General features: G+C 71.0%; 21 protein-coding genes. 2 read left to right on the forward strand and 19 right to left on the reverse strand.

Going from position 1 to position 17,613, the window contains the following annotated elements; translation table 11 throughout:
* Positions 1 to 10: 10 nt before the first annotated feature.
* The 10 genes from Nocox_RS41605 to Nocox_RS41650 form a co-directional block, all read right to left on the reverse strand.
* Complete coding sequence (locus Nocox_RS41605; protein WP_026213882.1) at positions 11 to 220, reverse strand: hypothetical protein; 210 nt, start codon at positions 218 to 220, stop codon at positions 11 to 13.
* A gap of 10 nt (positions 221 to 230) precedes the next feature.
* Positions 231 to 860: a DUF5947 family protein gene (locus tag Nocox_RS41610; protein WP_051112435.1), complete on the reverse strand. Its 630-nt coding sequence runs from the start codon at positions 858 to 860 to the stop codon at positions 231 to 233.
* Positions 857 to 1,207, reverse strand: a complete 351-nt coding sequence (locus tag Nocox_RS41615; protein WP_020540931.1) for a hypothetical protein — start codon at positions 1,205 to 1,207, stop codon at positions 857 to 859. The genes Nocox_RS41610 and Nocox_RS41615 overlap by 4 nt, the downstream gene beginning before the upstream one ends.
* Complete coding sequence (locus Nocox_RS41620; RefSeq protein WP_020540932.1) at positions 1,200 to 2,993, reverse strand: nickel-dependent hydrogenase large subunit; 1,794 nt, start codon at positions 2,991 to 2,993, stop codon at positions 1,200 to 1,202. The genes Nocox_RS41615 and Nocox_RS41620 overlap by 8 nt, the downstream gene beginning before the upstream one ends.
* 36 nt (positions 2,994 to 3,029) lie before the next feature.
* Positions 3,030 to 4,091: an NADH-quinone oxidoreductase subunit B family protein gene (locus Nocox_RS41625; RefSeq protein WP_020540933.1), complete on the reverse strand. Its 1,062-nt coding sequence runs from the start codon at positions 4,089 to 4,091 to the stop codon at positions 3,030 to 3,032.
* Entirely contained in the window at positions 4,088 to 4,468 is a 381-nt protein-coding gene (locus tag Nocox_RS41630; RefSeq protein WP_157382796.1) for a hydrogenase maturation nickel metallochaperone HypA, read from the reverse strand. The genes Nocox_RS41625 and Nocox_RS41630 overlap by 4 nt, the downstream gene beginning before the upstream one ends.
* Complete coding sequence (locus Nocox_RS41635; protein WP_020540935.1) at positions 4,461 to 4,961, reverse strand: hydrogenase maturation protease; 501 nt, start codon at positions 4,959 to 4,961, stop codon at positions 4,461 to 4,463. Before Nocox_RS41635 ends, Nocox_RS41630 begins: the two co-directional genes overlap by 8 nt.
* Positions 4,958 to 6,379: a hypothetical protein gene (locus tag Nocox_RS41640; protein ID WP_020540936.1), complete on the reverse strand. Its 1,422-nt coding sequence runs from the start codon at positions 6,377 to 6,379 to the stop codon at positions 4,958 to 4,960. Before Nocox_RS41640 ends, Nocox_RS41635 begins: the two co-directional genes overlap by 4 nt.
* A 103-nt stretch (positions 6,380 to 6,482) precedes the next feature.
* On the reverse strand, positions 6,483 to 6,722 hold the full coding sequence (locus tag Nocox_RS41645; RefSeq protein ID WP_020540937.1) for a hypothetical protein: 240 nt from the start codon (positions 6,720 to 6,722) through the stop codon (positions 6,483 to 6,485).
* Positions 6,723 to 6,792: 70 nt separating this feature from the next.
* Positions 6,793 to 7,245, reverse strand: a complete 453-nt coding sequence (locus Nocox_RS41650) for a hypothetical protein (protein ID WP_157382797.1) — start codon at positions 7,243 to 7,245, stop codon at positions 6,793 to 6,795.
* Positions 7,246 to 7,392: 147 nt separating this feature from the next.
* On the opposite strand from Nocox_RS41650, the gene Nocox_RS41655 reads away from it, so the two are divergent.
* Positions 7,393 to 7,836, forward strand: coding sequence for a DoxX family protein (locus Nocox_RS41655; protein ID WP_020540939.1), 444 nt, complete (start codon positions 7,393 to 7,395; stop codon positions 7,834 to 7,836).
* On the opposite strand, the gene Nocox_RS41660 is transcribed toward Nocox_RS41655, so the two are convergent.
* The 5 genes from Nocox_RS41660 to Nocox_RS41680 form a co-directional block, all read right to left on the reverse strand.
* On the reverse strand, positions 7,785 to 8,630 hold the full coding sequence (locus tag Nocox_RS41660; protein ID WP_020540940.1) for a universal stress protein: 846 nt from the start codon (positions 8,628 to 8,630) through the stop codon (positions 7,785 to 7,787). The two genes, Nocox_RS41655 and Nocox_RS41660, sit on opposite strands and share 52 nt — an antisense overlap.
* Positions 8,631 to 8,693: 63 nt before the next feature.
* The gene (locus tag Nocox_RS41665) at positions 8,694 to 9,629 is read right to left on the reverse strand and encodes a ribose-phosphate diphosphokinase (RefSeq protein WP_020540941.1); all 936 of its coding nucleotides are present in this window, start codon (positions 9,627 to 9,629) and stop codon (positions 8,694 to 8,696) included.
* Between the two features lie 45 nt (positions 9,630 to 9,674).
* On the reverse strand, positions 9,675 to 10,094 hold the full coding sequence (locus Nocox_RS41670; protein ID WP_020540942.1) for a CBS domain-containing protein: 420 nt from the start codon (positions 10,092 to 10,094) through the stop codon (positions 9,675 to 9,677).
* A gap of 119 nt (positions 10,095 to 10,213) precedes the next feature.
* Positions 10,214 to 11,512 carry a phosphoribosyltransferase family protein gene (locus tag Nocox_RS41675; protein ID WP_020540943.1) on the reverse strand — a complete coding sequence of 433 codons (1,299 nt, stop codon included), beginning with the start codon at positions 11,510 to 11,512 and terminating at the stop codon, positions 10,214 to 10,216.
* A gap of 72 nt (positions 11,513 to 11,584) precedes the next feature.
* A complete protein-coding gene (locus Nocox_RS41680) occupies positions 11,585 to 12,400 on the reverse strand; it encodes a TNT domain-containing protein (protein ID WP_020540944.1) in 816 nt (271 codons plus the stop codon).
* Between the two features lie 517 nt (positions 12,401 to 12,917).
* Here Nocox_RS41680 and Nocox_RS41685 point away from each other — a divergent pair.
* Positions 12,918 to 14,240, forward strand: a complete 1,323-nt coding sequence (locus Nocox_RS41685; protein ID WP_063711596.1) for an erythromycin esterase family protein — start codon at positions 12,918 to 12,920, stop codon at positions 14,238 to 14,240.
* Between the two features lie 77 nt (positions 14,241 to 14,317).
* Here Nocox_RS41685 and Nocox_RS41690 read toward each other — a convergent pair whose 3' ends face one another.
* The 4 genes from Nocox_RS41690 to Nocox_RS41705 form a co-directional block, all read right to left on the reverse strand.
* Complete coding sequence (locus Nocox_RS41690) at positions 14,318 to 14,836, reverse strand: alpha/beta hydrolase (RefSeq protein WP_157382798.1); 519 nt, start codon at positions 14,834 to 14,836, stop codon at positions 14,318 to 14,320.
* A gap of 153 nt (positions 14,837 to 14,989) precedes the next feature.
* Positions 14,990 to 16,258: an RNA polymerase sigma factor gene (locus tag Nocox_RS41695; RefSeq protein WP_033408017.1), complete on the reverse strand. Its 1,269-nt coding sequence runs from the start codon at positions 16,256 to 16,258 to the stop codon at positions 14,990 to 14,992.
* 57 nt (positions 16,259 to 16,315) lie between these two features.
* Positions 16,316 to 16,690, reverse strand: a complete 375-nt coding sequence (locus Nocox_RS41700) for a YciI family protein (protein WP_020540948.1) — start codon at positions 16,688 to 16,690, stop codon at positions 16,316 to 16,318.
* Between the two features lie 37 nt (positions 16,691 to 16,727).
* Positions 16,728 to 17,387 (reverse strand): DUF998 domain-containing protein, encoded by a 660-nt coding sequence (locus Nocox_RS41705; RefSeq protein ID WP_020540949.1) that lies wholly within the window; start codon positions 17,385 to 17,387, stop codon positions 16,728 to 16,730.
* Between the last annotated feature and the right edge of the window lie 226 nt (positions 17,388 to 17,613).

The following is a 17,613-nucleotide window of genomic DNA, read 5'->3' on the forward strand; positions in this document are numbered from 1 at the left end:
TCCTCTCGGTCTAGCTGGGCGAGAGGTTCGGCATGATCGGCAGGATCGGGTTCTCCTTGCCGGGGCACACGCCCGTGGACCGCCGCGCGTCGGCGGTGTCGTCCTTGTGGTGGCCTGCCTGATGGCGGTACGCGCCCTTCGCGTTGCCCTGCCGCACGCCTTTGACGTGCGAGGGCGTGTCGGGCCGCACGTCGGGCTTGCCTACGCGGATTCCTGCCATGTCGTCCTCCTCATCTGTCGAGCTCGGCGAAGAAGGCCGCGATCCGGTCCCAGAGCCGCGGGCCGCCGGACATGCCCGTCCACTCCTGGCGTACCAGGGCGACGAGCCGGTGACAGTCGTCGATGGGTACGAGCCAGCGCTCGTCCATGCCGCGCACGATCGCGACCAGGAAGGCCTCCACCGCCGGCCGCATCGACTCCAGCTCCTCGTACCGGCCGACGAGCCGGTCCCACGTGGCGGCGTCCACCTCCCAGCGGGTGGCGCCCACCGGGCTCGGGTAGTGGGCCACGACCGCGCCGTCGGAGCGGCGGACGAAGAACACCAGGCCCACCGGCACGCCCAGCTCGGACGGCGGCGGTCCGGTGAGGCGGAGCCGCCGGTGAGGCACCAGCCGGAACCGGCCCGCCCAGGTCTCCCCCCGCTCGAACAGCAGCGCGCAGGCGCGGCAGGCGCACAGCACCAGGTCCCGGCGTTCCTCCAGCAGGTGGGCGTGCTCGCCCGGCAGCGGCTCGCCGCACAGCTCGCACGGCTCGGCGGCCCGCCGCTGCCGGGCGACCGGCCGTCTGATCACCCGGCCGAGCGCGCCCGCGGCCACAGCGGTCACGGTGTCGGTCACGGTGTCGGGCACGGTGTCGGTCATGGCGCCGCCCTGGCGGTGGCGGACCGCCGGGAGAGCGTGTCGAGCGGGATGAACGCCGCTCCCGGCTCAGCCGCCGGAGCCTTGCCGGTGGACACCCCGTGCAGCACGAACAGGTGCGCCAGCAGGACGTCGTCCGCCAGCGCCGCGCCGAACTCCGGAGAGGCGGCGGTGGCGCGCTCCATGACGCGGGCGAGCGCCTCCCCGTACACCCCGGCGAGCGTGGCGATCGCGTCGAGCGCCTGCTCCGCCGTGGGCCCCGGGGTCGCCTCCAGCCCGCTCAGCAGCTCCTCCAGCAGCTCCAGGTGCCCGGCGACGGTGCGCTCGTCCAGCCTCGGCGGGTCAGTCATGGCCGCCGCCGAACATGGGCGAGTGCAGCTTGCGCAGCGTGCGGCCCTTGCCGAGGTACATGTGGACGCCGCAGGGCAGGCACGGGTCGAAGCTGCGGACCGTGCGCATGATGTCGACGCCCTTGAAGTTCTCCGGTCCGTTCTCCTCGAAGATCGGCATGTCCTGCACGGCGTCCTCGTACGGCCCCGGGGTGCCGTAGCGGTCGCGCGGGCTGCCGTTCCACGGGGTGGGCGGGTACGGGTGGTAGTTGGCGATCTTGCCTTTCTCGATCACCAGATGGTGCGACAGCACGCCGCGCACCGCCTCGTGGAAGCCGACGCCGATGGCCTGGTCCGGCACGTCGAAGTCCTGGAACACCTTGGTGTCGCCGCCGCGCACGCGCTCCAGCGCCCGCTCGACGAACCACACCGCCATGGCGGCGGCGTAGGCCACGAAGTACACCCTGGCCCGGTTGCGCTCGATGGCGTTGGACCACTGGGGGATCCGCCACTCCAGCGTCATCTCCGGCAGGCCGGGGCCCTTGGGCAGGTTGATCTGCACGCTCGAACCGGTCGACTTCACGTACGGCGTGTCCACGAGGCCGGCCAGCGCGGTGGTGTAGAGGCGCGCGAACGCGCCGCCGCCGGTGTCCAGCGCCAGGTGGTCGCCGGTGCGCTGGTCGAGCCAGCGCGGGCTCATCACCCAGCTGTAGTTGCCGTCGAAGTCCCGCTTCTGCGGGGCGGGCAGCGTGGTCTGGTTCCACGGGTGGCGCATGTCCACCGGGTTGCCGAGCGGGTCGTGGGTGACGAACGGCTTCTCGTTCACCCAGTCCTCGTAGTAGGAGCTGCCCAGCAGGATGCGCATGCCGAGGTTGATGTCCACCAGGTCGGTGGTGATGAGCTCGCCGTCCACGACGATACCGGGGGTGACGTACATCGCCTTGCCCCACTCGTTCATCGTCTCGTAGCGGTAGTCGACCACCTCGGGGTCCTGGAACGCACCCCAGCAGCCCAGCAGCACCCTGCGCCGGCCGACCTCCTCGTAGCCGGGCAGCGCCTGGTAGAAGAAGTCGAAGACGTCGTCGTTGAGCGCGACGGCCTTCTTGACGAAGTCGATGATGTTGATCAGCCGCGACAGGTAGTCGGTGAAGATCGTCGGTGACGGCATCGTGCCGACGCCGCCGGGATAGACCGTCGACGGGTGCACGTGCCTGCCCTCCATCAGGCAGAACATCTCCCGGGTGACGCGGCTGACGGTCAGCGCCTCCTTGTAGACGTCGCCCTCGAACGGGTTGAACGCCTGCATGATGTCGGCGATCGTGCGCTTGCCGTGGATGCGGGCGTTCGGCGCCTCGGTGGTCGTGGCCCGGCGCAGGACGCTCGGGTTGGTGCTCTTGACCATCGCCTCACAGAAGTCGACGAACACCATGTTGTCCTGGAAGAGCGTGTGGTCGAACATGTACTCGGCGGCCTCGCCGAGGTTCATGATCCACTCAGCGAGCTTCGGGGTCTTGATCCCGTACGCCATGTTCTGCGCGTAGACCGAGCACGTCGTGTGGTTGTCTCCGCAGATGCCGCAGATGCGGCTGGTGATGAACCCGGCGTCGCGCGGGTCCTTGCCCTTCATGAACACCGAGTAGCCGCGGAACAGCGAGGACGTGCTGTGGCACTCCGCCACGCGCTGGTTCTCGAAGTCGATCTTGGTGTAGATGCCGAGGTTGCCGATGATCCTGGTGATCGGGTCCCAGGACATCTCGACGAGCTGCCCCGGCTTGGGCGTGGCTCTCTCCTGCTGTTCGATGGCCATCGGCCGTGCTCCCCTCTCTCGTGCGCGCCGACGGCTCTACGGGCGCCAGCGCGGGTCGTAGCCGCTGGTCAGCGCCTCACGGTTGTGCCGCCACCGGGGCTCCTTGTTGGCGGTGTGGTTGGTGATGCCGCGCATGCGGCGGATGAACGCGCCGTACGGTTTGATCAGCGTCGAGGACAGGTTGCCGCCGGGCGGCATGTCCATGAAGGGCATGAACTTGTCCGGGAACCCCGGCATGGTGCAGGCGATGCAGATGCCGCCCACGTTCGGGCAGCCGCCGATCCCGCTCATCCACCCGCGCTTCGGCACGTTGCAGTTCACCACCGGGCCCCAGCAGCCCACCTTCACCTGGCATTTCGGGGAGTTGTAGTCGTGGGCGAAGTCGGCCTGCTCGTAGTACGCGGCCCGGTCGCAGCCCTCGTGGACCGTCTTGCCGAACAGCCACTGGGGCCGCAGCATCTCGTCCAGCGGAGGCGGCGGCGCGCTCCCGGCGGCGTGGTAGAGCACCCAGGTCAGGGTCTCCATGAAGTTGTCCGGCTGGACCGGGCAACCGGGAACGTTCACGATCGGCAGCCCGCCGGCCGACCGGAAGTCCCAGCCGAGGTAGTCGGCCAGGCCCATGCAGCCGGTCGGGTTGCCCGCCATCGCGTGGATGCCGCCGTAGGTGGCGCACGTGCCGATGGCGACGACCGCCCACGCGCGCGGGGCGAGCCGGTCGATCCAGGTGTTCAGGGTCAGCGGCTGGCCGGTCTCCGGGTCGTTGCCGAACGACGTCCAGTAGCCGTCGCCGTTGATGTTCTCGTTGGGCACCGAACCCTCGATGACGAGGATGAACGGCTGCTCCAGCTCACCGCGGGCGGCGGCACGGAACGGAGCCAGGTAGTCCTCGCCGCCGAGGCTGGGCGACAGCACCTTGTTGTGCAGGTGGACCTTCGGCAGACCGGGAATGGTGCCGTTGACCACGTCCTCGATCGCGGGCTGGGTCGCCGCGGTGACCGAGACGGTGTCGCCGTCACAGCTCATGCCCTCGGATATCCACAGGATGTGCATCTCGTCGTAGCCGGCGGTCGGGCCGCCCTGCTGCTGCGTCTGTGTCATGTGCGCACCTCGCTGGCCTCGGTGGTGACAACGTCCGGCTGGTAGGTGATCGACTCGACGACGACACCGGTGTCGCCCGCGATCTCGACGTCGACGCCGCCGCAGCGCGGGCAGGCGACGAGCGCGAGCGCGTCGGCCGCGGGCGTCCTCGCGCCGCAGTCGCGGCAGCTCACGGCGGGCGGCTCGGTGACCAGCTCGACCCGCGCGTGCTCGGCCGGGGTCCCGGCCGCGGCCACGCGGAAGCCCTGCTCGACGACCGCCGGATCGGGCCGGTGCCCGGCGAAGGCGGCACGGACGCGTACCGCGGCCACCTGCCGTCCCTCCGCCCGGCGCAGGACCGCCTCGACGATCTCGTCGCACATTCCCGTCTCATGCATCGGCGCGCTCCCTGTCGGATTGTCGGTACGTCTCGTCACGGGCCAGCGCCGTCACTGCGGCGACCGCGCCCTCGACGGCGGCGGCGACCGGCTCGGAAAGGCCCATGACCTCGTCGATCGTCTGAGGCCGGCAGCCCACCAGCAGCACCCTGGCCACCCCGCCGCCCAGCTTCCTGAGCAGGTCGAGGACGGCCTGGGGATGCATGCCGTGCCCGTTCACGGGCGGCAGGGCGTCCGGCGCGGGCTCGTCGTCGATCTCCAGCACGGCCACGGTGCCCGGCGGGCCGTCGATCTCGACGGCGTCCACCATGATCAGCGTGTCGTACGCGCCGCCGAGCAGTTCGTAGGCCAGGTGGACGCCGCGGATGCCGTAGTCGGCCACCACCACCGACCCGGGCAGGGCCGAGGGATCCATCCGCCTGACCACCTCGACGCCGAACCCGTCGTCGCCCAGGAACACGTTGCCGATCCCGGCCACCAGCACCCGGTTCATGCGGGCTCCCCCTCCAGCGGCCCGTCCAGCGGCCCGTCCAGCGGCCCGTCCAGCGGCTCGGTCTCCTCGGGCGCGAAGTACCGGTACCGGCCGTACCACTGGTTCAGCTCGGCCGCCGGGTCGTCCTCCACCGTCACGGCGAGGTGGCGGGCGCCGTCCACGTCCAGCAGCACCGCCTCCACCAGGGCCGTCCTGCCGTCGAGGAACATGTCCTGCGGGTCCGAGCCGCGCAGCCGGGGCCGCAGCCGCACCCGGCTGCCCTTGCGCACCAGCGTCCCGGCCACCTCGACGGCGTCCGTGTCCGGCGACACGGAGGCGTCCGCCTCGGGATGCCACCAGGGCACCGGACCGGCCGGCCGCAGGTCCCGGGTGGTGCCGTGCAGGCGGGCCAGGTCCTCCGGCGTCATCGCCTCGACCCGGTCGAGGATCGCGGCGGCGCGCGGGTCGGTGGCGCGTGCCTCGCGCTTCTCGGCGTCGGTGAGCGTCAGCGTGCGCAGCGACAGGATCTCGTCGATCTCCGCCGCGTCGTGCAGGTCGCCGGGGCTCTCCGGCGCGACCCGCGGGTTGTCGTAGAGCAGGATCGGCGACGACAGGACCACCTGGTCGCCGCTCAGCACCGGGTACGTGTGCGCGTTGACGCAGGCGCCGGCCGCGTCCCGCGCCCAGTCCGGGGGTTCGAGCAGCGACACGAACCGGCCGCCGGGCACGGTGAGCAGGGTGTGACAGGCGATCAGGGCGTACTGCAGCGCCTCTTCCCTGGGCGTCTCCGGCGCCGGCTCCAGGCCGGCGTTCTCGGTCCGTACGCGGAGCCTGAACAGCGTCTCCCCCGCAGGCAGCGGCGCCGCCGCCGTCGTCGCCGCTGTCTCGCACGGTGTCAGCGACAGCGTCACCCGCGCGCTCAACGGCCACTCGCGCCACCGGGTCCGCCCGGCCGAGCCGGGCAGCGGGGTGACCGTCTCGGAGCCCGGAACCCGCAGGTCGAGCCGCTTCTCACCGGCCAGCAGCTCCGCCACGGACGCCAGGACGTCCAGCTCGCGCGGCACCGCCTCGTCGAAGCTCAGCGCCTCGCCGACCCGGTCCGCCTCCCGGTGGCCGCCGTCCGGCAGCCGCTCCTCGGACGTACGGCGGCGCAGTTGCAGGAAACGGAGCCGGCCCCGCACGACGGCGTCGGCGGGCGCGACGAGCAGGCACTCGGTCTGCTGCCACCACGACTCGGCGGAGCCCGCCACCCCGCCGCCCTCCAGCCCGTGCGCCCTCGCCCACGGCTCCGGCAGCAGCACGCCGAACTGCCATCTGACCTGGTTCTTCGGCGAGGAACGGCGATAGGGGTACAGCAGGTAGCCCTCGTACAGGACGGCGTCCGCCACCGCCAGCGCCGCCCGGAACCCGGGCGCGGCGTCGATGCCGTTCGCGTCCACGGCGGATGGCCCCTTCCTGTCCCTGGTCGTACGTGACTCTTCGTGTATAGCCACGCCGTCTCGGGACAAGTAGGTGGATCGCTCCCCTAGGTGACGTCCTCACTTAGCGGTTCTTGGTGATCCATCCGAGCGGGAACCGGGGCTTCCGCGACGAAAGCCCGCTCCACCCCAACAGGATTTGCCCACCACCTTGCCTCGCGACGTCACAGCCAGGTACGCAGATCGTCGATGTCGACGAGCGGCAGTTGACCCGGTCGCCCGCGGACAGCGAGGCCAGGGTCGTGCCGGCGAGCGTGGACGGGATCAGCGCCACCGAGAGGCGGTCCCGGACGATCTCGGCCACGGTGAGGCTGACGCCGTCGACCGCGTCGTCGGCGGCGCGGATGACCTTGCCGACCAGCCCTATGAGACGGCTACCTTGGGCGGGGGGCGGTCGCGTGCCGCTCCATCCAGAGCTTCAGGGCGTCAAGGCTCGCTTCGTTGTGCTCCCTGAGGAATCCTGCCATGGCACGCGAAGTGGTAAGGCCGGTGGAGAACGCGGTGATCCGAGCCCACTTCGGCCATCTGCGCTCGTCTCTCCAGAGAATTTCGGCTCCGCCCGACCAGGTGCGGCGGATCCCCGTCGCCCTGCCCACCGGGACCCGGCGGGTCGAGAAGAACCGGTGCACTTTGATGACTTCTTCATCGCACGTCACGCCCCAGATCGGCGCCCGCACCGCGAACGCGACGCCGAACACGGTCAGCGGCAGGGCCATGACGGCGGCCAGCACGAGCTCGGTGGCCAGCAGGTACGGGACGCAGCAGATCCACGCCAGTCCGATGAGGGTCATCATCAGGCGCATCATCGGATGTGCGCGTAACTTCACCCTTTCATGCTGCCTCACGGATGAGCGCCGCGGTGCGGCGTGGCCGGATCGGTCAGGAATGGAGAAGCGCCGACGAACGAGCCCGCCATAGCTTGACGAGTGCACCGCATCAAGGACGAGACCACGTCGGCAAGGAGTCGATGCGACATGGCGAACGGGCGCAGAATCACGTACTGGCTTTCCACCCTCGTGCTCGCATCGGGGCTGGTCGGTTCCGGGGTCCAGCAATTGTTGAGGATAGAAGGGGAAGGGGCGATGGCGCCGCCCTATGCCTGGGGAATCGTGCAGCTGGGATATCCCGTCTATGTTCTGACGTTGCTCGGCGTGTGGAAGATTCTGGGCGCGGTGGCGATTCTTCTCCCCAGATATCCGCTGCTCAAGGAATGGGCGTACGCGGGCCTCTTCTTCCTGCTCACGGGAGGGATGTTCTCGCATGTCGCCGCGGGCGACCCCTGGATTCAGCTGCTTCCGGCGATCTTCCTGCTGGCGCTCACGGCACTGTCCTGGCATTTCAGGCCGGCGGACAGGAAGCTGCCGCCTCAGCCGGCCCGCAGCGGTGGGCGGACGACGGCCACCGGGCAGGAGGCGTAGTGCAGGACGCCGTGGCTGACCGAGCCGAGCACCGCCGAGCGGATCACTCCCCGGCCCCGGGAGCCCACGACGACCAGGTCGGCCCGCGCGGACGCCTCGCACAACGCCGCTATGGGATTCCCCCGGGCGACCGAGACGATCACCTTCACCCCCGGGTGCCGCGTCGTCCAGGGCTCCAGCAGGTCGCGCACCCGTTCCCGCACGACCTCGGCGATGGTCTCCTGGCCCAGCCTGGTGGCCGGCGCGTCCCAGGCGTGCACGACCCGCACCCGCGCCCCGCGTGACCCCGCCTCCTCGAAGGCGTAGTCGAGGGCAGGGTGCACGGCGTCGTCGGGATTGAACCCGGCCACGACCTCGCCCTGGACAATGGTGGGCGCGCCGTGGACCACCACCACAGGACCCGCCACGTGCCCGGCGAGGCCCAGCCCCACCGAGCCCAGCAGGAGCCCGGCGAATCCGTCCACGCCGCGGCTGCCGACCACGACGGCCGCCGCGTCCGCGGCCTGCGCGCGCAGGACCTCGGTGGTGTCGCCGTAGAGCAGTTCGGTGCTCACCTGGACGGTCTTGCGCGACGCGGCGGCCAGCGCGGCGGCCTCGGCCAGCATCCGCTCGCCCTCCTCACGGACGGCGTCGTCGAGCGCGCGCTCGTACGGCCGCCCCCCGTGGACGAGCGGCGCCGCCACGTGGACGATCCGCAGGTCGCGGGTGTGCCTGGCCGCGTCGTCGGCCGCCCACAGCACCGCGGCCAGCGCCGACCGTGAGCCGTCCACGCCGACGATGATCGGTTCGGACATGCGGTTTCCCTTCCCCTGGGCTCCTGCGCCAGGACACCTCGCGCGCCGGTCCGTGCGGGAGCGTCACGTCCGTGCCAGCAGGTCGTCCAGCGGCTCGTCACGGTGCAGCCGCCCTATGGCGTCGGCCAGCGGCGGAGCCACCGAACACACGGCGATCGGCATCCCCGAGGCGGCCGGCTGGGCGACGGTGTCGGTGACCAGGATCCTCCTGATCCGCGCGCTGCTGAGGCGTTCGGCCGCCGGGCCCACGAACAGGCCGTGCGTCGCCGCCACGACGACCTCAGGAACCGCGCCGTGGTGGGCCACCACCTCCGCGGCGGCCTCGATCGTGCCGCCGGTACTGATCATGTCGTCGACGACGACCACCGGACGGTCCCGTACGTCCCCGACGAGTTCCTCGGCCACCACCCGTGTCCCGCTCAGCCGGGTCTTCCGCACCACCGCCACGGGCCTGGACAGCAGAGCGCCGTAGTGCTCGGCCAGTTTGACCGCGCCGAGATCGGGCGCCACCAGCACAGCCTCCTCCGGCACCTGGTCGCCGAGCGCCCGCGCGAGCGACGGCACGGCCGTCAGCATCTCCACCGCGCCGGCGCAGATGGCCTCCAGCGCGGTCGTGTGCGGATCGACCACGATCAGCCGCCGCGTCCCCGCGGAAGCGAGCGCGTCGGCGACGACGCGGACCCCGATCGCCTGTCCCGGCCGGCCACGGCGGTCCTGGCGGGCGTACCCGAAGTACGGCATGACCGCGGTGATCCGCGCCGCGCCCGCTCGCCGGCAGGCGTCCACGAGCAGCAGCAACTCCATCACGTGCTCGTTGACCGGTGGGCTCGTGGGCTGGACCAGGTAGACGTCCGCGCCGCTCAGCCCGTCCACGACGGGCCTGAGCTCACCGTCGGGAAACCGTTCCACCGCCGCCGCGGCCGGCGCGGCGCCGAGCAGGTCGGCGACCGAGCCGGCCAGCGCGCGGTTGGCGCTTCCCGCCACGATCCGCAGCGTCATCGGTGTCCACCTCCGCTCGCTCGTCGCGGGGCGCGACCGCCCGGGTCACGGACTTGCGCAGATCACCTCCACGAAGTGGCCCACCGTCTCTTCCGGCAGGTGCCGGGCCAGGTCGGCCTCGCTGATCAGTCCGACGAGCCGGTGCTGGTCGATCACCGGCAGGCGGCGGATCCGGTGCTCCTCCATGGTCTGGAGCACCTGTTCGACGTCCGCCTCCGCCTCGACGGAGACGGGCTTGCCCTGAGCCAGTTCGCCCGCCGTGACGGTGTTCGGGTCGCCTCCTGCGGCGACGCACTTGAGCACGATGTCCCGGTCGGTGATGATGCCGTGGAGCCGGTCGTCGTCGCCGCAGACCGGCAACGCCCCGACGTCGAGCTCGCGCATGCGCTGCGCGGCGGAGGCGAGACTCTGGTGCTCACCGATGCACTCGACGCCCGGGTGCATGATGTCCCGTGCCGTCGTCATGGTTGCCCCCTCTCGGGTGCCCTCTTTCTGGCCTCTCCCCGGGCCCCTACCCTTCGGCCCTGCCTCCTATCAGGCCTCCTGTCAGGCACGACGAGGAGGCGCCGGCTGCGCTGGGACGCTCAGCCCGCGTTGGTCCGCATGTGGTCGGTGAACCAGTCGCGTGCCAGCCCGGCCACGGTTTCCAGCGCTCCCGGCTCTTCGAACAGGTGAGTGGCGTCAGGGACGATCTCCAGGTGGTTCTCGCAGAGCAGCCGCTCCTGCGCCGCCAGGTTGAGGTCGAGCACCAGTTCGTCCTGGCCGCCCACGATCAGCAGCGTCGCCGCGCGTACGTCGGGCAGGCGTGGCCCGGCCAGATCAGGTCGCCCGCCCCTGGAGACGACGGCGGTCACCCGGTTGCCCGGCTCCGCCGCCGCCCGCAACGCGGCCGCCGCCCCGGTGCTGGCTCCGAAGTAGCCGACCGGCAGTCCGGCGACCTGGGGCTGGTCGCCGAGCCAGGTCGTCACCTGCCCGAGCCGTCCGGCGAGCAGGTCGATGTCGAACACGTTGTCCCGGTCGTACTCCTCGTCGGCGGTCAGCAGGTCGAACAGCAGGGTCGCGAGGCCCGCCTGGTTGAGCACCGCGGCCACGTACCGGTTGCGTGGACTGTGCCGGCTGCTGCCGCTGCCGTGCACGAAGACCACCACCCCGTCTGCCTCCTCGGGGACGACGAGCTGTCCCGGCAGACGGACGGGGCCGACGTTCACCATCACCTCGTCGACGCGATCCCGCCGGCCTGATCCCCCGGCGCCGCCGCCCGTCCCGTGCGCCGGGCTGTCGCCGCCGGGTGCGGCGGCCCGCCGCAGCAGGTCGATCACCTGCTCGTCGGTGGTCTGGGTGAAGTCGTCGTACCAGACGCCGATGGCCCAGAGCGCGGCGGGCGTCTCCAGGCAGATCACCTCATCGGCGTCCTCGCGCAGGCTCGCGACGGTTTCCGGCGCGCCGACCGGGACCGCCAGGACCACGCGCGCCGCGCCGCGCGCCCGCGCCACCTGGCAGGCGGCGCGGGCCGTGCCGCCGGTCGCGATCCCGTCGTCCACGACGATGACCGTACGGCCGGCGAGGTCGGCCGGCTCACGGTCGCCGCGGAAGCGGCGCGCCCGGCGCAGCACCTCGCCCCGCTCGGTGCTCTCCACCGTGGCCATCTCGGCGGGGGTCACGCCCGCCATCCTGACGACCTCTGGATTGATCACCTGTACGCCGCCCTCTCCGACGGCGCCGAAACCGAGCTCCGGCTGGAACGGCACGCCCAGCTTGCGGACCACGATCACGTCCAGCGCCCTGGCCACCTCGAAGGCCACGGGCACGCCACCTCTGGGCAGCCCGAGGACGACCACGTCCTCCTCGGCGAAGAGCCCGGCCAGGCGTGCGGCCAGGCGCACACCCGCATCGTGACGATCAACGAACATCGGCGTACCCGCCTCCTCCAGACGTCTGCCTCCACGCCGGCCGGTTCACTTGCCGGGGGTCACGACGTCGGCGGACGGGACCACCGTGACTTCCCGCAGGAACTTCTGGTCCAGCAGCACGCTCACCGGCACCTCGTCGTTCGTCTGCGGGAACCCGGGGACGAGCCTGCTGATCACGTGGTACTGGGTGCCGCCGCCCGGCATCTGGAACGCGGGAGCGGCCGGGCCCACCTCGACGCCGAACGGCTTGAGCACCTGGAACGCGTGGTAGTTGCACAGGCTCAGGGGGTCCGCGGCGTTGGTGTTGAGGTTCCGCGGCGGCAGCCCCCGCCTGATGAACAGGTCACCCATCGGCGCCAGGAACGAGCCCGCGTTGCTGCCGAACCGGTCGAGCATCATGCCGGGCTGCAGGATGGTCGTCTTGAGCAGCAGCCGGCCGTTCGGGAAGTTCCCGGAACGGCCGAAGCCGGAGTCGGGCGGGAAACGGTAGTTGTTCGTGGCGTAGTCCCAGTAGCGCGCGAGGAAGTGCTGCGGGGAGAGGCCGCCCAGCGGCACGTAGCCGTGCAGGATCGCGCCGAGATAGCCGGCTCTCGGCAGGACGGTCGGCCCGAGGTCGGGGTCGCCGGTGATGTACGGGGGCCCGCAGACCTTGCCGGGCGGGCGCACGGCGGGCTGCTTGACCGGCTTGTCCTTGCCCGGGGCCGGCGTCGGCGTCGGTTGGACGTCCGGCTGCTGGACCAGCCGGATCTCGGGCTGGACGGCGCTCTCGGCGCGGGCGGCCAGGCCGCCCGCGCCGCCCATGACGCCCAACATCGTGCATATCGCGGCGGCCAGCATGGCGCCCCGTCGGTTGTCCCGCATGGTTTTCCTGTCGATCCTGGATGGCGAACGAATGAGAACTGATCACCAGCGAATCGACGACGTCATGGTCCTCGACGCGAAATTCCCTTCCGCGTACCGATATGGACGGTCACGTACCCGCATGTAGTGATCGGCTGCTACATTCCCGCCATCTCCGGACTCGCAATCTCCGGCCGCCTAAGAGGACAGCAAAGATTGATCCGATAAAAGCGACAAGAATGCCGTACAATGAGTTTCTCGACATGCGATGTCTTGTATGCAATATCGGACATAAGCCATGATCAGGGTATTTTTCTGGCGGTCGGCGTGAGGGCGGATCTTTGCCTTTCCACGACACTGATCCGCCACGGTGAGCGGGAAGAAATCACGAGTCCACGGCACACCCGGACGGCATTGCGCGGCGGCATCGCCGCGTCGGCCGCGTGGACGGTTCCCGTTCGACTGCGACGAGAGATCTCGACACATGCCATTGCTTCCTGACAAAGGCCGGAAATCGCTGGCGCTTTTCGCCGCTTTCGTGGCCAATGGCGCACTTCTCCTGGCCCCCGCACCGGCCCAGGCCGTCCCGTCCCAGGACGCGGCGGTGGTCCACGTCCTCGACCGGAGCGCGTACCCGCTGCGGTCCACAGACCCCAGGACCGACCTGCACGACCTACGGCCGCTCGGCCGGATGGTCGGGGACGCCGGAGTGGTCGGGGTGGGCGAGGCCACGCACGGCTCGCACGAGTTCTTCACCAACAAGCACCGCATCTTCCGCTTCCTGGTGGAGAGCAAGGGCTTCTCCAGCTTCATCCAGGAGGTGGGCTGGGGCAGCGGGCTGCGGCTCAACGACTACGTCCTGCACGGCACCGGCGACCTGCGGCAGATCATGCGGGAGGAGTTCATCAACGAGTACGCCCTCTGGAACAACGAGGAGTACTACAACCTCCTGCGGTGGATGCGCGCCTACAACGCCACCCACCACGACAAGCTCCAGTACGTGGGCGACGACGTCGTCTACTCCCACAGGCGGATCTTCCAGGAGATATTCTCCTACGTCCATGAGCGCCGGCCCGGCCTGCTGCCCCGGTTCCGGGCGCTGTACCGGGGGCTGATCCCGGTCGGGGACGTGAAGGAGTGGCAGCGTCGCTACGACGCGCAGCCGCTGGCCGTGCGCCAGAGGCTGCTCCGCCAGGCCGAGCGGGCCCTGACGCTGCTGCGGACTCTGCGGCGCGGACCCCAGGACAGGGACGCCGTCTGGGCCGAGCAGCAGGCGGCGGTCGTCGTACGGATCGCCAGGCTGTCCTCCACCGACGACCCCCAGGCCATCTCCAACTTCCGCGATCAGGGCATGGCCGAGAACACCGCCTGGTGGTACCGGAACATGCACAGCAAGTCGCTGCTGTCGGCGCACAACGCCCACATCGGCTATGTCGGCTTTGCCGGCCAGCACGACATCTACCGGCAGGGCGCCCGGCTGCGCGACATGCTCGGCGACGGCTACACGAACTTCGGGCTCACCTTCTACCAGGGCTCGTTCAACGCCTGGCCGGCGGACTCGACCCTCCAGGGACCGCTGCAGGAGTTCACCGTCGGCCCGCCGCCGCGGATCAACAGCGAGACCGTGCTCGACCGGGTGCGCTACCGCGACTTCTACTTCGACATGCGCACCATCGCACAGCCGGCCCGCGACTGGCTGGACGAGGAGCGGCCGGTCCGCAACATCGGCGGGGCCTACCCGCAGGAGGACGACGTGCTCGCGCTGCGGCAGGCGTACGACAACCTGATCCACCTGCACCAGGTCACGGCCTCGCACCTGCTGCCGCCGGCCGCGGCGCCTCGGGGGACGCGCCGCGGCTGAGCAGGCGGTGACGCGGTGCGGCGAGAACCGTCCGCCTCCGGCGCCGGGGTGAGATCAGCGGGATCGCCCGGACCGCGTCACCGGACCGGCTCCACGGGGCCGAGGACCCGCACCGGCGGGATACGCGACAGGCAGTCGGTGTCGCCGGTGCGCTGGTCACGGAGGAAGGTGCGGACGATCCCCCGGACACAGCCGGTCGGCTCGTCATCGGGAGTGTGGCCGGTGTTGGGCGCTTCGACCCACCGGCCGTTCGCGTACTGCCGGGCGGTGGCCCGGCCGAACGCGCCGGCGGTGTAGGTGTCCAGGTCGCCGCTCAGCACCAGGACCGGGGCGGAGGTCGCGGGCCGCGCGGTGGACTGGGTGCGCCCCGTGAATTCGGGCCAGAGCAGGCACCACTCCGGCTCGCTGTACCCCACCACTGCTCCCCGAGGGCTGAACGGGTCGAACTGCCGGCTCGGCAAGGCCGCCAGCCGGCGCTCGAACTGCCGCACCCGCGCCCGGTACGGCAGCCGCAGGTCGAAGGCGTGCGGGTAGTCGTTGCAGCGGCGGGGACGTGGCCGCCGCCGCGGGACACAGCGCGCTCGCGCCCAGGGCAAGCGCGGACAGTACGGATGTCGTTCGCCGGTGGAACGGCACGGAAAGCACCTCGGATCAGGTGGCAGCAGGTCAACGCGAGTCATGGTGACCCGGCCTGAGACGCTCACCGAGCGGGCACGCCGAGGAATGGGGAGAACAATAGTCACACGAGTTCAGACCGCGCGGGTGCCGAGAGCGGCGGCGCGCTCCAGGAACAGGTCCCGCTCGCGGGCGTTCCTGGTCAGCTCGGCCGCGCGGCGGAACTCGGCGCTCGCCTCCTCGGTCCGCCCGAGCTTGGCCAGCAGGTCCCCGCGGACGGCGGGCAGGTGCGCGTACCCGCGCAGGGCCCGCTCGTCCCGGAGGCCGTCGGCGATCTCCAGCCCGCGTTCCGGCCCGTACGCCATGCCGACCGCGACCGCCCGGTTCAGCTCGACGACCGGCGAGGGCGTGAGGTGGGCCAGCAGCCGGTAGAGGGCGGCCATGCGCTCCCAGTCGGTGGCCTCCGCGGTGAGCGCGCGGGCGTGGCACGCGGCGATGGCGGCCTGCAGCCCGTACGGCCCGAGCGTGCCCAGCTCCTCGGCGCGGCGCAGCGCCGCCAGGCCGCGGCGGACCAGGAGCCGGTCCCAGCGGCTGCGGTCCTGGTCGAGCAGGAGGACGGGGGTGCCGTCGGGGGCGGTCCTGGCGGGGAGACGCGAGGCCTGGATCTCCATGAGCGCGAGCAGGCCGTGGACCTCGGGTTCGCCGGGCATGAGCCCGGCCAGCACGCGGCCGAGGCGCATGGCCTCCTGGCACAGCGACGGGCGCGTCCAGTCGTCGCCCGCGGTCGCCGCGTACCCCTCGTTGAAGATCAGGTAGATGACCTCCAGGAGGGAGGCCAGCCGCGCCGGCAGCTCGGCGGGCGGTGGCAGCTCGATCGGGATCCTCTTGTCGGCGAGGGTGCGTTTGGCGCGTGAGATGCGCTGCCCGACGGTGGGCTCGGGCACCAGGAAGGCGCGGGCGATCTCGGCGGTGGACAGGCCGCCGAGCAGGCGGAGGGTGAGTGCGAGCCGGCCCTCGACGGGGAGCTCGGGATGGCAGGCGGTGAAGATCAGGCGGAGCAGGTCGTCGCCGATGTGGTCGTCGAGGGCGTCGTCGAGGTCGGCCTGCGCCGACTCCTGGCGGAGCTCCATATCCAGCCCGATCTCCTGCAGCTTGCGCTGGTAGGTGTCGCGGCGGCGGAACTGGTCGATGGCGCGGTGCTTGGCCGTGAGCGTCAGCCACGCGCCCGGATTGTCCGGCACGCCCTTGTGCGGCCATTCCTCGAGCGCGGCCACGAGCGCGTCCTGCGCCAGCTCCTCGGCCAGCCCGATGTCGTTGACCATGCGGGCCAGGGTCGCGATGACGCGGGGGGACTCGATCCGCCACACCGCCTCCACCGCCCGATGCGCAGCAGCTACCGTCATGTGTCCTGAATATCATCAGGCCGGGGACGCGCGTCCCCGGCCTGGTGGAGTGGCCGATCAGGCCGGCGGGGCGAAGTCCTCGGGCCCGAACAGCCGCAGCACGTCCGACTCGCCCTCCCATCCCGGCCACAGGTCACGGTGCAGCTTCACGAAGCGGGTGGTCCATTCCACGACCTCCTCCTTGCTCCTGACCTCGTACAGCGCGTAGCTGATCAGCTCCTTGGCCTCGGCGAACGGCCCGTCGCTGACGGTCAGCCTGCCCCCGCTCACCTCGATCCGCGCCCCCTCGGAGCTGGGGGCCAGGCCGCTGTTGTCGAGCATGACCCCGGCCTCGGTGGCCTCCTGGCCGAGCTTGAAGATGGCCTCCATGAGGTCGGCCGGCGGCGGCCCGGCGGGCACGGCGGTGGCCTTGAACGTGACCAGATAACGCATGGCGATTTCCTTTTCGTGAGGAGTTGGTACAGGTGGTCTAGGCGGCGTGGCGGAACAGGTTCAGCGACATCAGCGACAACCAGCTCCAGACCGCCACGATGCCGGCGACGAACATGAGGTTGGTCCATGCGGCGCCGGCGCCGGAGGCGATGCCGACGAACGAGCCGAGGAACAGCGTGCCGGTGACGCGGGAGTACAGAGCCCAGCCGCCGCGGCTCTCGCGGGCCTGGCGGGAGGCGATGACGTAGCAGGCCGCCGCCATGCACATGAACCCGACGCCGCCGACGGCCATGTGCAGGGTTCCCGACAGGGTGACGGTGCCCGGACCTTCCGGGGTTCCTGCGGGGAAGCCCATCGCGGGGTCTGCGGGGAAGATCGCGGCGCCGATCATACTGGCGCCGAACGCCCCGACCAGGATCGGGGCCCAGCGGGCTCCCCGTCCGGGCGTCAGGGCGCGGCGCAGGCCGGCGGCGGCGGCGATGGTGGCGAGGGCGGTGAGGACGAAGTTGGCGGTCTGGATCCAGCCGAGCTCTCCGTTGGCCAGGAAGCTCCACGGGTGACGGGCCAGGTCGAAGCCCTCCCGGGTGAGCGCCTGGGCCAGGGCGACGATCACGTACGACGGCCCGGCGACGACCCCGCAGCCGAGGAGCAGGCGCTGGGTGGAGATCGGGCGGGCGTGGACAAGCTGCTGGGTCATGGTCGTCTCCCTCAGGTCGGCGGGACCGGCGCATCCGGGCCTTCTGGATACACAGCGAACGAGGAGGGCCGGCTTCGACACCCGGCCCCAAGATCTTTTCAAGATCTTTTCGGGCGCGGTCCGGCGCGAGACAGATGGACGGCGGAATTGTTCATCCCCGCGTAAACAGTTTCCCCGGCCCCAGGGTTCGCGTTTATCGCCGTGACCGAACGGACAGCCATCATTC

The sequence above is a fragment of the Nonomuraea coxensis DSM 45129 genome (assembly GCF_019397265.1).
Lineage (GTDB): Bacteria > Actinomycetota > Actinomycetes > Streptosporangiales > Streptosporangiaceae > Nonomuraea > Nonomuraea coxensis.